The 12827-nt window shown below is 57.8% G+C and carries 14 protein-coding genes; 8 read left to right on the forward strand and 6 right to left on the reverse strand.

Annotation, left to right across the window (positions count from 1 at the left end; genetic code table 11):
• Positions 1-230: 230 nt before the first annotated feature.
• The 6 genes from map to dapE all read left to right on the forward strand — a co-directional run bounded on the left by map (position 231) and on the right by dapE (position 7423).
• Positions 231-1001, forward strand: coding sequence for a type I methionyl aminopeptidase (map, locus tag AC13DD_RS12540; RefSeq protein WP_482931243.1), 771 nt, complete (start codon positions 231-233; stop codon positions 999-1001).
• Complete coding sequence (locus tag AC13DD_RS12545) at positions 1002-3647, forward strand: [protein-PII] uridylyltransferase (protein ID WP_482931244.1); 2646 nt, start codon at positions 1002-1004, stop codon at positions 3645-3647.
• Positions 3644-4846 (forward strand): succinyldiaminopimelate transaminase, encoded by a 1203-nt coding sequence (gene dapC, locus AC13DD_RS12550; RefSeq protein WP_008170389.1) that lies wholly within the window; start codon positions 3644-3646, stop codon positions 4844-4846. The genes AC13DD_RS12545 and dapC overlap by 4 nt, the downstream gene beginning before the upstream one ends.
• Positions 4843-5184: an ArsC family reductase gene (locus AC13DD_RS12555; RefSeq protein WP_008170391.1), complete on the forward strand. Its 342-nt coding sequence runs from the start codon at positions 4843-4845 to the stop codon at positions 5182-5184. Before dapC ends, AC13DD_RS12555 begins: the two co-directional genes overlap by 4 nt.
• Before the next feature lie 87 nt (positions 5185-5271).
• A complete protein-coding gene (dapD, locus tag AC13DD_RS12560; RefSeq protein ID WP_008170392.1) occupies positions 5272-6300 on the forward strand; it encodes a 2,3,4,5-tetrahydropyridine-2,6-dicarboxylate N-succinyltransferase in 1029 nt (342 codons plus the stop codon).
• The gene (gene dapE / locus AC13DD_RS12565) at positions 6287-7423 is read left to right on the forward strand and encodes a succinyl-diaminopimelate desuccinylase (RefSeq protein ID WP_008170394.1); all 1137 of its coding nucleotides are present in this window, start codon (positions 6287-6289) and stop codon (positions 7421-7423) included. Before dapD ends, dapE begins: the two co-directional genes overlap by 14 nt.
• A gap of 72 nt (positions 7424-7495) precedes the next feature.
• Here dapE and AC13DD_RS12570 read toward each other — a convergent pair whose 3' ends face one another.
• A complete protein-coding gene (locus tag AC13DD_RS12570) occupies positions 7496-7714 on the reverse strand; it encodes a SlyX family protein (protein ID WP_008170396.1) in 219 nt (72 codons plus the stop codon).
• A 223-nt stretch (positions 7715-7937) separates the two neighbouring features.
• On the opposite strand from AC13DD_RS12570, the gene AC13DD_RS12575 reads away from it, so the two are divergent.
• The gene (locus AC13DD_RS12575; RefSeq protein WP_008170398.1) at positions 7938-8471 is read left to right on the forward strand and encodes a cold-shock protein; all 534 of its coding nucleotides are present in this window, start codon (positions 7938-7940) and stop codon (positions 8469-8471) included.
• A 43-nt stretch (positions 8472-8514) separates the two neighbouring features.
• Here AC13DD_RS12575 and AC13DD_RS12580 read toward each other — a convergent pair whose 3' ends face one another.
• From AC13DD_RS12580 to AC13DD_RS12590, 3 genes are all read right to left on the reverse strand, one after another.
• Positions 8515-8889, reverse strand: a complete 375-nt coding sequence (locus tag AC13DD_RS12580; RefSeq protein ID WP_008170400.1) for a hypothetical protein — start codon at positions 8887-8889, stop codon at positions 8515-8517.
• The gene (locus AC13DD_RS12585) at positions 8861-10285 is read right to left on the reverse strand and encodes a hypothetical protein (protein ID WP_273070268.1); all 1425 of its coding nucleotides are present in this window, start codon (positions 10283-10285) and stop codon (positions 8861-8863) included. The genes AC13DD_RS12580 and AC13DD_RS12585 overlap by 29 nt, the downstream gene beginning before the upstream one ends.
• Before the next feature lie 102 nt (positions 10286-10387).
• Complete coding sequence (locus tag AC13DD_RS12590) at positions 10388-10828, reverse strand: VOC family protein (RefSeq protein WP_008170405.1); 441 nt, start codon at positions 10826-10828, stop codon at positions 10388-10390.
• A gap of 64 nt (positions 10829-10892) precedes the next feature.
• On the opposite strand from AC13DD_RS12590, the gene AC13DD_RS12595 reads away from it, so the two are divergent.
• Positions 10893-11789: a DUF1853 family protein gene (locus tag AC13DD_RS12595; RefSeq protein WP_008170407.1), complete on the forward strand. Its 897-nt coding sequence runs from the start codon at positions 10893-10895 to the stop codon at positions 11787-11789.
• Between the two features lie 7 nt (positions 11790-11796).
• Here the strand turns inward: AC13DD_RS12595 and AC13DD_RS12600 are convergent, their stop codons facing one another.
• Positions 11797-12375, reverse strand: coding sequence for an ATPase (locus tag AC13DD_RS12600; RefSeq protein ID WP_008170409.1), 579 nt, complete (start codon positions 12373-12375; stop codon positions 11797-11799).
• Positions 12359-12772 (reverse strand): TA system antitoxin ParD family protein, encoded by a 414-nt coding sequence (locus tag AC13DD_RS12605; protein WP_008170411.1) that lies wholly within the window; start codon positions 12770-12772, stop codon positions 12359-12361. The genes AC13DD_RS12600 and AC13DD_RS12605 overlap by 17 nt, the downstream gene beginning before the upstream one ends.
• Positions 12773-12827: the final 55 nt, after the last annotated feature.

Raw genomic sequence — 12827 nt, forward strand, 5'->3', positions numbered from 1 at the left:
GGTTAGTCCTCCACGTATCCGATTACCCCAACCTGACTCCTTTAAAAGCAGGACCAGGCACCCTGGGATAACGTGCCGACACGTGTGTGAATTTGCTGGATTCGTTTCCAGCGGGCGCGTTTATACCATATTCGGCCCGACAAACGCCATTATTTTTGACGGCGAGCTTCCTTGTACCCGGGCAGCAGGCCCCTTAAAATGCCGGTTTGGCACAAACAACGGGAAACCCAATGCAGGTATCGATCAAGACACCGGAAGAAATTGAAAAGATGCGCGTCGCTGGCCGCCTGGCGGCCGAAGTTCTCGAGATGATCGGCGATCACGTCAAGCCCGGCGTTTCCACCGAAGAGCTCGACCGGATTTGCCACGACTATATTGTCAAAGAGCAAAAGTGCATTCCGGCACCACTCAACTACAAGGGGTTTCCGAAGTCCATCTGCACGTCGGTCAACCACGTTATCTGCCATGGCATCCCGTCTGAGAAGAAAATCCTCAAAGATGGAGACATCCTTAATATCGATGTCACCGTAATAAAGGATGGCTACCACGGCGACACCAGCAAGATGTGGATTGTCGGCAAGCCGAAACCTGGCACCGAGCGGCTGATCCAGATAACACAGGAGTGCCTCTATAAAGGCATTGAGCTGGTCAAGCCGGGAACCCGTCTGGGGGATATCGGGCATGTGATTCAGCAGCACGCCGAGAAACACCGCTATTCCGTGGTTCGAGATTACTGTGGCCATGGCATCGGCGCAGTATTCCACGAGGAGCCTCAGGTAATGCATTACGGCAAACCCGGCACCGGTCTGGAGCTGCAGGAAGGTATGACGTTTACCATTGAGCCGATGATCAACCAGGGCAAGTACCAGACCAAGCTTCTGCCGGATGGCTGGACCGTCGTGACCAAGGACCACAAGCTCTCTGCACAATGGGAGCACACCATCCTTGTGACGGCGGACGGTCATGAGGTCTTGACCAAGCGAAAGGAAGAGTCCTTCTAAGTGGACCAAAGCGAGCTGGAATCCCGCATCAGTAATGACCCATCTCCGGTTACGGCGGCCCGGGAGCTGTTAAAGGGCAGGTTTGACGCCGATGCCGAGGCCTTTCGACAAGGCGCCGATGTGCGCGCCCTTGTCCGCTCCCGGGCTGACACGGTCGATACAGTTCTCAGATTGATCTGGAACCGCTACCCGTTTTCCGATTCACCGGACATTGCCCTGATCGCCGTCGGCGGCTATGGACGGGGTGAGCTGCACCCGCATTCGGACATCGACCTGCTCATTCTCACCCGTGCCGGCATCGAAGACAGCTGGCACGAAGACTTGGGCGCGTTTGTTACCCTGCTGTGGGATCTCAGGCTGGATATCGGCCACAGTGTTCGCAGCATCGAGGAAAGCAAGACAGCCGCCCGCGAAGACATCACCATACTGACCAACCTTCTGGAAACGCGCACGATTGCCGGCCCGGATGAACTCCGGTCAGATCTGAGCGAGCAAGTCTATTCCGATGATGTCAGCACCGACCGCGACTACTTTATTGCGAAGCGTGAGGAGCAGCAGCAACGGCATCAGAAATACGGCGATACCGAATACAACCTCGAACCAAACGTGAAGGGTTCCCCGGGCGCCTTGCGGGACATACAGACGATCGGGTGGATTACCAAGCGACATTTCGGACTGCAGAACATCGCTGACCTGACCCGCTTCAGCATTCTTACCGAGGAAGAGCATCAGATTCTGTTCCAGGGTGAAACCTTCCTCTGGCAACTGCGATACGGCCTGCAGCTGCTCGCTGACCGGAATGAAAACCGGCTGCTGTTCGATCATCAGCGGGCCCTGGCCCAGATGCTCGGCTATAGAGACGAAGGTAAGCGGCTGGGCGTCGAATTGATGATGCAGGCCTACTATCGCACCGTCCTGGCCCTCGCCGAACTTGCGGATGTGATTCTGCAGTATTACGACGAAGCGATTCTGGGTAGCCCATCGGAAGACGCCATCCAGCCCATCAACAAGCGTTTCCAGATTCGTAACTACTATATTGAAGCGGTCAACAACCAGGTCTTCGCCTACGCGCCCTATGCCATCATGGAAATCTTCGTTCTGATGGCTCAGCACCCTGAGATAAAGGGCATCCGGGCCACGACGATCCGCTCGCTTCGGGCCCACCGGCATTTGATCGATGATGCGTTCCGATCTGATCTGGCAGTGACTACCCTGTTCATGGAGCTGCTCAGAACGCCCCATGCCCTGGATCAGACGCTGTCTGCCATGAAGAAGTACAACGTGCTCGGGCGCTATCTCCCGGAGTTTGGCCAGATCATTGGCCAGATGCAGCACGACCTTTTCCACATTTACACCGTGGATGCCCACACCATGCGGGTCATCCGCAACATGGTAAGGCTTGGCAGCGCGGAAGCCCGAACCGAGTATCCGCTGGCATCCCGCCTGATTCACCGGCTGCCGAAACTGGAAACCCTCTATATTGCCGGCATTTACCATGATGTGGCCAAAGGCCGGGGTGGCGATCACTCGGAACTGGGTGCCATCGATGCCGAAGCCTTCTGCCAGCGGCATCACCTGAGCGAACGGGACACCCAGCTGATTTCCTGGCTGGTGGAAAACCACCTGCTGATGTCCATGACAGCCCAGCGCAAAGACATCTCCGACCCGGACATTATCCACGGGTTTGCCAGGGCAGTGCCGAGCCAGGCGCACCTGGATTACCTGTACGTTCTAACCGTATGCGACATCAGCGCTACCAATCCCAAGCTATGGAACACGTGGCGGGCCTCGCTGTTGCGCCAACTCTATATCGAGGCCAAACGGGCTTTGCGTCGGGGCACTGAAACGCCCATCGACCGACAGGAATGGGTTCGCGCTACCCAGTCGGAAGCCCGGGAAATCCTGCATGCCCAGAACATGACCGATGAACAGATCGACGCCATCTGGGACACCGTGGACGAAGACTATTTCCTCCAGGACTCGACCGTGGACATCGCCTGGCAGACTGCTGCCATCATCAGACACGGCGACAATACGGACCCGCTGGTGCTGATTCGAGACACGCGGGGCGGCCCGACGGACGGCTACTCCCAGATCATTATCTACATGAAGGACCGGGTTGCCCTGTTCGCTGCGACAACGGCGGTCCTCGAACAGCTGAACCTGAACATCGTGGACGCGCGCATCAGCTCAAGCGAGGGGCCCTACTCGATCAGTTCCTATGTGGTACTTGATGAGAAGGGACAGCCTCTGGGCATCGACCCTGCGAGAAAAGAACGGGTGCGTTTGCGCCTGATCGAAGAACTGGACGACCCGGATGACTATCCGGACATCATCCACCGGCGCACGCCACGCCAGCTCAAGCATTTCGCTTTCCCGACGGAAGTGACGTTCTCGAATGACACCATCAACCAGCGCACCGTAATGGAAGTGATCACGCCCGACCGCCCGGGGCTTCTGGCCCGCATCGGCCAGGTGCTGCTGGAGCACCGGGTACGCCTGAGCAACGCCAAGATTGCCACCCTGGGCGAGCGCGTGGAGGACGTTTTCTTCGTGACGGACGAACACGGCGAGCCCATCCGGGAGCCGGCGGTATGCCAGGCCCTGCAGCAAGATCTCTGTAAAATGCTGGACGACATTCAATGAATCCGAACCTCGACAGACTTCACCCCTACCCTTTTGAAAAGCTTGCCAAACTAAAGGCAGGCATCAGCGTGCCCGATCATCTCCGGCCGATTTCCCTGGGGATTGGAGAGCCGAAGCACCCGTCGCCCGATTTCGTCAAACAGGTCATTGCGAACAATCTGGACAAGCTTGCCAATTACCCCACCACCCGGGGTACGGATGAACTCCGCGAGGCCATCAGTGGCTGGGCAACCCGCCGATTCAATCTGAAGGCCGGCAGCCTCAGCGCGGCGAACAACATCGTGCCGGTAAACGGCACACGTGAAGCCATCTTTTCCCTGGTTCAGGCTGTCGTGGATGCCACCAAGCCTGCCACCGTAGTCAGCCCCAATCCGTTTTATCAGGTTTACGAGGGAGCCGCCCTCCTTGCAGGCGCGACGCCCGTATACCTCCCCTGCGATGGCTCAAATGGCTTCATTCCCGATTTTGATTCAGTGCCCGAATCCATCTGGCAAGAATGCCAGATACTGTTTCTGTGCTCCCCGGGCAATCCCAGTGGTGCTGTTATCTCCCGGGAGGCGCTGACCAGGGTGATAGCCCTGGCCGACAAACACGACTTTATCGTTGCTTCCGACGAATGCTACTCCGAACTCTATCCGGAGGAAGGCAACGCGCCGGAAGGCCTCCTGCAAACCTGCGCCGCCATTGGCCGGGATGACTACGCCCGCTGCGTGGTGTTCCACAGCCTGTCCAAACGCAGCAACCTGCCCGGCCTGCGATCGGGTTTCGTAGCCGGGGATGCCAGCATTCTTGACGGCTACCTGAAGTACCGCACCTATCACGGCTGCGCCATGCCCATCCACAATCAGCTGGCGAGCATCGCCGCCTGGAGCGACGAAGACCACGTTCGGGAGAATCGTGCAGCGTACCGCGCCAAATTTGAGGCAGTGGTCCCCATCCTCCGGGAAGTTATGGATGTTGATTTTCCGGATGCCGGGTTTTACCTGTGGCCGATAACTCCGATGGACGATGAAACGTTTGCCCGGGAGCTCTCGGCACAACAGAACGTGCACGTGTTGCCTGGGCGATATCTTTCCCGAACCGTGGATGGCCATAATCCCGGAGAAAACCGTGTCCGGATGGCCCTGGTCGCCCCGCTGGAAGAGTGCGTAGAGGCAGCGGAACGCATTGTTGAATTTGTTAAGGCGAACAAGCCATGAAACTGTACGGCATCAAAAACTGCGACACCGTAAAGAAGGCCCGGAAGTGGCTGGACGAACAAGGTATCGACTACGAATTCCACGACTTCAAGAAGGATGGCCTGCAGAGTGATTTGCTGTTCCGCTGGGAACACGCGGTCGGATGGGAAACCCTGCTGAACCGCCGTGGCACCACCTGGCGCAAACTTCCGGAGGACGTTCGTGATACCATTGACGCCCAAAGCGCTCACGAGATCATGCTGGAGAACCCATCCATTATTAAGCGTCCCGTTGTCGAAAACGGCGGTGATGTGCGCGTAGGTTTCAGTGCAGACGAATGGTCCGCATGGCTGGCCTGAATCTCGGGCAAACCAGATCCAAACTTTAATTTCAGGGGTCTTCAGGCATTGCCCTGGCCCCACATTCATAACAGGAGCAACCATCAGATGAGCTTTGCATTCGGTATCGGTATCGGCACCCAGAACAACCAGGGCGAGTGGCTGGAAGTGTTTTACCAGCAGCCGGTCATGACACCCGATAACACCCTGATGGACGTCATCTCCAACGCCCTTGATTACAAGGGTGGTAACCAGGCGATCAGCGCGACCGCCGAGCAGCTCAGCCAGCTCGCCAACGCCTTGCGTCAGATCGGCCAGACAGGCCAGGCATCACTGGCGGACAAAGCAGCCGCCAGCAAGCGCCCGGTGGTTGTCACAGTACTCGAAACAGATGACACCGCGTCCAGCACCCCGGAGGTTTACCTCAAGCTTCACCTGATTTCTCATCGCATGGCCAAACCTCACGGATTGAAGCTGGACGGCATTTTTGGCCTGCTGCCGAATCTGGCATGGACCAGCGAAGGCGCGATCGATCTGAACGAACTGTCCGACCGCCAGCTTCAGGCTCGCCTGGAAGGCCGCACACTGGAAGTCAAATCCGTGGATAAATTCCCGCAGATGACCGATTACGTGGTACCGAAAGGTGTCCGCATTGCCGATACCGCCCGGGTTCGCCTTGGCGCCTATGTGGGTGAAGGCACCACGGTCATGCACGAAGGGTTTATCAACTTCAACGCCGGCACCGAGGGCACCAGCATGATCGAGGGCCGTATTTCCGCCGGCGTCATGGTTGGCAAGGGGTCTGATCTGGGCGGTGGATGCTCCACCATGGGCACCCTTTCCGGTGGAGGCAACATCATCATTGCCGTTGGCGAGAACTGCCTGATCGGCGCCAACGCCGGTATCGGCATCCCGCTGGGCGACCGTTGCAAGGTCGAGGCCGGGCTGTACATCACAGCCGGCACCAAGGTTGCGCTGCTCGACGACAACAACGAGCTGGTTGAGGTGATCAAGGCCCGCGATCTGGCCAACCAGACAGACCTGCTTTTCCGCCGTAACAGCCAGACTGGCGCGGTGGAGTGCAAAACCAACAAGTCTGCCATCGAGCTGAATGAAGAGCTGCATGCAAACAACTGATTCCCCGACCCTCGAACTTGCCGTTGATCTGATCCGCCGGCAGTCTGTCACGCCAGACGATGCCGGCTGTCAGGAACTGATGATGTCGCGCCTTGCGCCTCTGGGCTTCACCGGCGAGAACCTGCGCTTTGGCGATACCGATAACCTCTGGGCCCGAAAGGGCTCCGAGGGGCCGGTGCTGGCCTTTGCCGGCCATACCGATGTGGTACCAACCGGGCCGGAAAAGAACTGGTCGCACCCACCCTTTGATCCCGTGATCAGGGATGGCTACCTCCTCGGCCGTGGCGCCGCGGACATGAAGGGCAGCCTGGCAGCCTTCGTAACCGCATGCGAGCGCTTCGTTGCAAGCTACCCGGACCATCGGGGTTCCATAGCCCTGCTGATTACCAGTGACGAAGAGGGGCCAGCCCAACACGGTACGGTCAAAGTGGTGGAAACTCTCGAAGCCAGGAACGAAAAGATCGACTGGTGTCTGATTGGCGAGCCGTCCAGCACCCGAGAAGTGGGTGATGTGATCAAGAATGGTCGACGGGGCTCTCTGCATGGTTACCTGACCGTGCATGGGGTTCAGGGCCACGTAGCCTATCCGCACCTGGCCGAGAACCCGGTTCACCTGGTTGCGCCTGCCCTGGATGCGCTTGCAAAGGAATTCTGGGATAACGGCAACGACTTTTTCCCGCCAACCACCTTCCAGATTACTAAGCTGGAGGCCGGTACGGGCAGCAACATTATTCCCGGTGAATGCCTGGTGCACTTCAACTTCCGCTACTGCACGGAAAACACTGCAGAAAGTCTGGAGGAACGGGTGGTAGCCATCCTGGACCGCCACAACCTGAAATACGATCTGCAGTGGCACCTCAGTGGCCGTCCGTTCCTGACGGACAAGGGCGCACTCGTGTCTGCCAGCCAGAGCGCCATTCGCACGGTGACAGGCCGGGAAACCGAACTTTCAACCTCCGGCGGCACCTCGGATGGTCGCTTCATTGCACCTACCGGCGCGCAGGTGGTCGAACTTGGCCCCATCAATGCGACGATTCACAAAGTGGATGAGTGCGTAAAGGCCGAAGATTTGAATACCCTGTCTGAAATCTACGAACAGATTCTGATCGAACTGCTGGCATAAAAGCAGGAGCCGGAATCCAACGAAAAGGGATCAGATGAAACCTTCATCTGATCCCTTTTTAATGCGCCACTTTCAATAATGAGGGGGAGGTGTTTCGTCCTGCTCTGACTTGATATTGGACGGTGAAACATCTTTCAACTGTTTGTGCAGCAGCCGCTTGGCCTCCCACAACTCACGGATATCCATTTCCTGCTTGGCAACCTGTTCGCTCAGGGTATTGATAACGTCGTCCTGAAAGGCCAGCCGCGTTTCCAGCTCGTCCAGTCGGGTTTCCAGATCGTTCTGGCTCATCGGGTATTGGTACTCCCCTGGGTAGTTCTCTCTAGAATGTGATTGATGACACTGCTTATTCCGTTGCTTGGTCAGCGCTCGGGATAATCTGGTATCATGCCGCTTTTGCCCGCCAGCACTCCCGTTTTTCGGGGTACTGTCGGTTTTCACCGGCCGGATGTGCGATTTTACCCGATATCCGGTTTTTATCGTTAGCGTTACAAGAATGGAGAAATTTCAGTCAATGCGTAATCCATCCAAAGCGATCCTTTTTTCTCTCCTGATCGCCATCCCCGCACCGCTGGTGCTTGCCCTGTTGCTGTCTTTTACACCAGAGCCTCTTCGCCTGATCGCTGCAGGTCAGCTTATTGAGGCCCTCGGTAGCACTCGTGGCATCGCAGCCTACATTATTACGCTGATCGTTTTCGGCATTGCGGGCTTCCTGGCCATTGCGCTTTCAGTCAAGAAACCGGCCGAACAGCAAAGCCCATCCCGGCCGAGCAACCGTGCCCCCAGCCAGAACCACAATGATGACGATGATGATGGCTATGACGAAAGCAGCCCTGAGGGTGATGAAGAAGGCACCGTAAAGTGGTTCAACGTCAAGAAAGGCTTCGGCTTTATCGTGCGTGACAGCGGTGACGAGGTATTTGTTCACTTCCGGGCGATTCGTGGCCGTGGGCGCCGGGTCCTGCGACAGGGTCAACTGGTCCGCTTCAATGTTGTGGAGGCAGACAAAGGCCTTCAGGCCGACAACGTATCCATCCTGAGCGATTGAATCGCCCACTGAAAACAAAGAGGCAGCCCAAGGGCTGCCTCTTTCAGTTCCAGACGACCTGTTGCTCGCCCCGGTGGTCCAGACGCCACCATTTCTCATCCTCTACCGGCTCGCCCTCTTTCCAGTCTCCCGGACTGCAGCGAATCTCGGTATCCATGGCACGCCAGGCACTGCGCGCGCAGTCAAGGTCACTGTTCCAGGGCACCCTTGGCCCCTCGATGACCACTGAGGTGAAACGTTTGCCAAATGCCCCCGGATAAAGCGATATCCGCAGTCTCTCGCCCTCGAAGCGGGCAAAGCCCTTGATCACGCCTGTTACCTCAACGTCATCCAGTTCCAGTTCTTCAAGGTGGTTCTCAAGCCACCCGGAAACCGCCCCCGGCTCCAGATCACGAATGTAAATTTCCAGATCCTGCACCCGCTGAATCTCCATCCTGATTATTGCAATGCCGCACATAGTGAACCGGCCCGGGCCGCGCTGCAACCCAGCGTTCCAGTTCCTGACGCAAATCTTCAGTGCATAGCTGCCGGAGCTTGCCGGCTGCCTTGCGTTCATGCCAGGCAACCTCTGCGGCCACGCGATAGAGCTGAATTTCACCCAGCGAAGCCTCGATGTCGTCGAGCGGCTCTTTCCGCGCCAAGGCAACCAGGGACTGACGCCTCAGAGTATCAGCCTGTCCAGCCAGGGCCACCGCCTCGGCCGGGCCTCTGCGGGCAACGAGGTTCAGCCGGGCGGCCGCCCGTTCCAGCCACTGCAGCATTCCGCCCGGCGTGCTCACGCACCGGCTCCGGCGAGAAGCAGCAAACCGGATCGCCGACCGAGGCACCTGCACATTCCACTGCTTCTCGATGGCGGCCTGGTGGGCTGTCAGAATGGCCTGACGCTGAACCACGCTTGAAACCGGCATATCAAAGGTGTCGAGGGTGCGGCCCAGACGATGCTGCAGCGCCAGGGCGGCACTGCTTTCGCGAGGCTCTTCAGGCCCCAGCAGAAGTATTGGACCTGCCCATTGAAGTACCAGCGCTGACGCCAGCCCATCAGGAAGATCCATCAGCGCAATCAGGTCCGCTGGCGAGATATTGTCCAGTACCAGTACCGGCCAGCGTGGCCCTTCCTCTCCCGGACCGCCCTCCGATGAAAGCGCCGGAAGAACCGGAAGATCACTGGCCATGATCTCCGCTTCACGCCTGAGATCCAACTCAACGTAATCCTGCTCCAGTACCGGAAGCAGCGATTGCAGCCAGGCGGTCTTGCCCGCTCCACGCTCGCCACGGACCCAGATCATGGCTGACGGCGACGCCGCCAGACCGATCGCGACATCCTCAGCCAGCTCAACCCATGCGGAATCCGTCACTACCACGGGCGCTCTCTGGAAGTTATCAATCGGCGCCGGCTCCCGCTCCCCGGACGAATCGGGCCAGCGTGGGACCAACTCAAAAACCGCCACATAGGCTTTTTCCTGCAGCCGCTCCGCGTGGCGAACCAGCGCCCCCAACAGTTGAGACCATCCGAGCCATGGCGAATCGTTGGTTTCCCGGGCCGCCGCGAACCAGTACATCAATTGGGAAGATAATTGCCCTTCGCCGCCCACTTCCGTCACGATCGGTTGTTCGCACTGAATGGTGCGGGTGAGTTCGTCCATATCCACGCCGCAGCCACGCAGAAAGCGGGCTATAGCGGGTGCGGAGTCCAGCAGGGCAAGCAGGTAATCTTCAACGGTAATCACCGAGCCACCACGGCGTTCAACACTTTCCCGGGCTCGTAATAAAGCGGTCTGGCACTGGGGATCCAGGCATCCTTGCCAATCGTCCATCAAACTTCTCCATGTTCTGAATGCATCGTCCTGATGCGAAAGCTATGTTTCAGGTTGTTATTGTATCACGCTCAAGCCCCTTGCGGCGCCCCGCCTGCGGGCTTACCATGTGCCAGTGTTTTCCATGCTGGCCCAGGGTTCCTTCGGTGGCAGCGCCTCGCCTTTCTGCAGAAGCTCAATCGAGATGTTATCCGGCGTGCGGATAAAGGCCATATGGCCGTCACGGGGCGGACGGTTAATCGTTACCCCATTGGCTTTGAGGTGCTCACAAAGGGCATAAATGTCACCCACCCGGTAGGCCAGATGGCCAAAATTACGCCCGCCGGTATACTCTTCCGGATCCCAGTTGTAAGTGAGCTCGATCATCGGCGCCCGGTCTTCACGGGCACGGGCTTCGTCTTCCGGTGCAGCCAGAAACACCAGGGTGAATCGGCCTTTGTCGCTGCTCTTGCGATTGATCTCAACCATTCCCAGCAGATCGCAAAAGAAATGGAGTGTCTCGTCCAGGTTGCTCACCCGGATCATGGTGTGAAGATATTGCATGAAGCCTCCTTCAGAACTGTATTGATCATCGTGCCTTGCGGACAGTTTACGGTATTCTGGCCATATGGATGCAAAAACAACCCCCTACTCAACTCGACAACTGACCACGCCGGCGATCAGGCACCTTGCCTGGCTATGCCGGGCGCCCCAGCTGCTGCAGTCACCACTGACGTTTGAGCCGGCCAGTTATCTCCCTGACGGTATTACAGAACAACTTCAGGCCTGGGATGAAAAGCCGGAAATAGCGCCTGCGCTGCTCAGAGAGACACCCCAGAAGCGGCTCGGCTTCTATTTCGAGCAGCTTTACCGCGTATTACTGGAAGACCTTCTGGGCTGGGATGTTCTGCTTCAAAATCGACAAATCCAGTCCCACGGCCGAACCATGGGCGAGCTGGATTTCGTGGTGCATAATCGGTCAGAAGATCGAATCGAGCACCACGAAATTGCCATCAAATACTATCTGGGAGTTCCGGAGCAAAGCGGGAGAACTCTGTGGTATGGCCCGAATGCCAAAGACCGGCTCGATCTGAAAACAGACCGGATGCTGCGCATGCAAAGCCAGAGAACCGCGTTGCCCGAGGCCCGGGCGTTGCTGGCAGACGCTGGAATCGCAGAGCCTGTCATTCCCCGGATTTTCATGCCGGGGTACCTGTTTTACCCGGCAGGAACACAGGTGATCGCTCCTGAGTCCGTGCCAGCCAGTCACCTGCGCGGCCAGTGGCGCTATCTCTCACAGATTGAGACATCGGACCTCCCCGGCTGGGTGGTATTGAACAAACCCCACTGGATCGGCCCGTGGCGTCAAAGCGAGCCACCGGCCCCCAATGCAGTAACTGCTGCATTGAACACCATCGAGCGCTACAACATCCCGCTCCTGTTCGCGAAACTCGAGGAGGACTCCATCAGCGGCCTCTGGCAGGAAACCAACCGCTTTTTCGTGGTGCCGGACAGCTGGCCATAGCCGTCTTTCAGTTATCAATAAGGTCGGTTGCCCACTGAGGCAAGACCTCCTGACAGGTACGCCACTGCCCCGCCTCCCAGACCGCAATGCGCACGTAGGGTTGATCGAGACTGGAGTTATCAACGAGGTGCAGTTCGTCCGCCAGCCCGATACATTCGCGAAGATTGGCAAGGGTCCTTGGAATTCTGGACTCAACCTTGGCCTCGGGCACATGATGGCCGCCGGATCTTACCCGGGAAGCCACCCGAGCCTTGTTCAACGCAGCGAATTCGAGGTGGAAATAAAACAGCCGAATGCGAAATCCGGCAGCCTTGGCAGCCCCGACAAAATCCACCTTCGAGGAATGAGAAAAGACAGTTTCGAAACAGAAACTCTGGCGCTCCTTAAGCAGTCGGAACCGTTCCTGTTCAGCAATCAGCGCCGCCTCATAACTGTGTTTCTCGGGCGCGTCAGGCCACACACTGCGGGCGATGTTATCGGCATTCACCAGAGGAATCTTCCGGCGGGCCAGGAACCGCTCATAGAATGTGGTCTTGCCGGCACCGTTGCCGCCAACCAGCAGCCAGAGTTCAGGCTGCGTTGTCACGGTCACTCAGTGCTTCAAAACGCCCGTTGCGAAACTGACCGACTTCCCGAGTGCCATCCGGATAAATCGCCTCCAGATAGCCGGGCTTTTCTCCAGACGCCTGATACACCGTACGACCTCTGGCAATCGAGCGCCCCAGATTACCGCTTTCCCGGGCCTGATCTACTTCAGCCCAGAGGTCATCACTGGAAACAGACTCAGCCACCACCGGTTCAACCCGCACCTGGCGGATACCCTGCAGAATAGCAATCAGATCTTCCGCACTCACGTCCCCGGCAACGGCACGGCCTATCTCGGCCCAGTACTCAATCTGCTTGGGTGTCGAACGCCGATGAACCGCGCCCTCTGCGGCGGCGTGGCGGACCAGAGTGTCGTCGAGACGGACAGCGGTTGTCATGGTGGCCTCCTGAGGTATTGCTTAACGCTTGTAACAGGCTACCACATGCGTTGCA

It is taken from the genome of Marinobacter sp. L-13 (genome assembly GCF_056857715.1).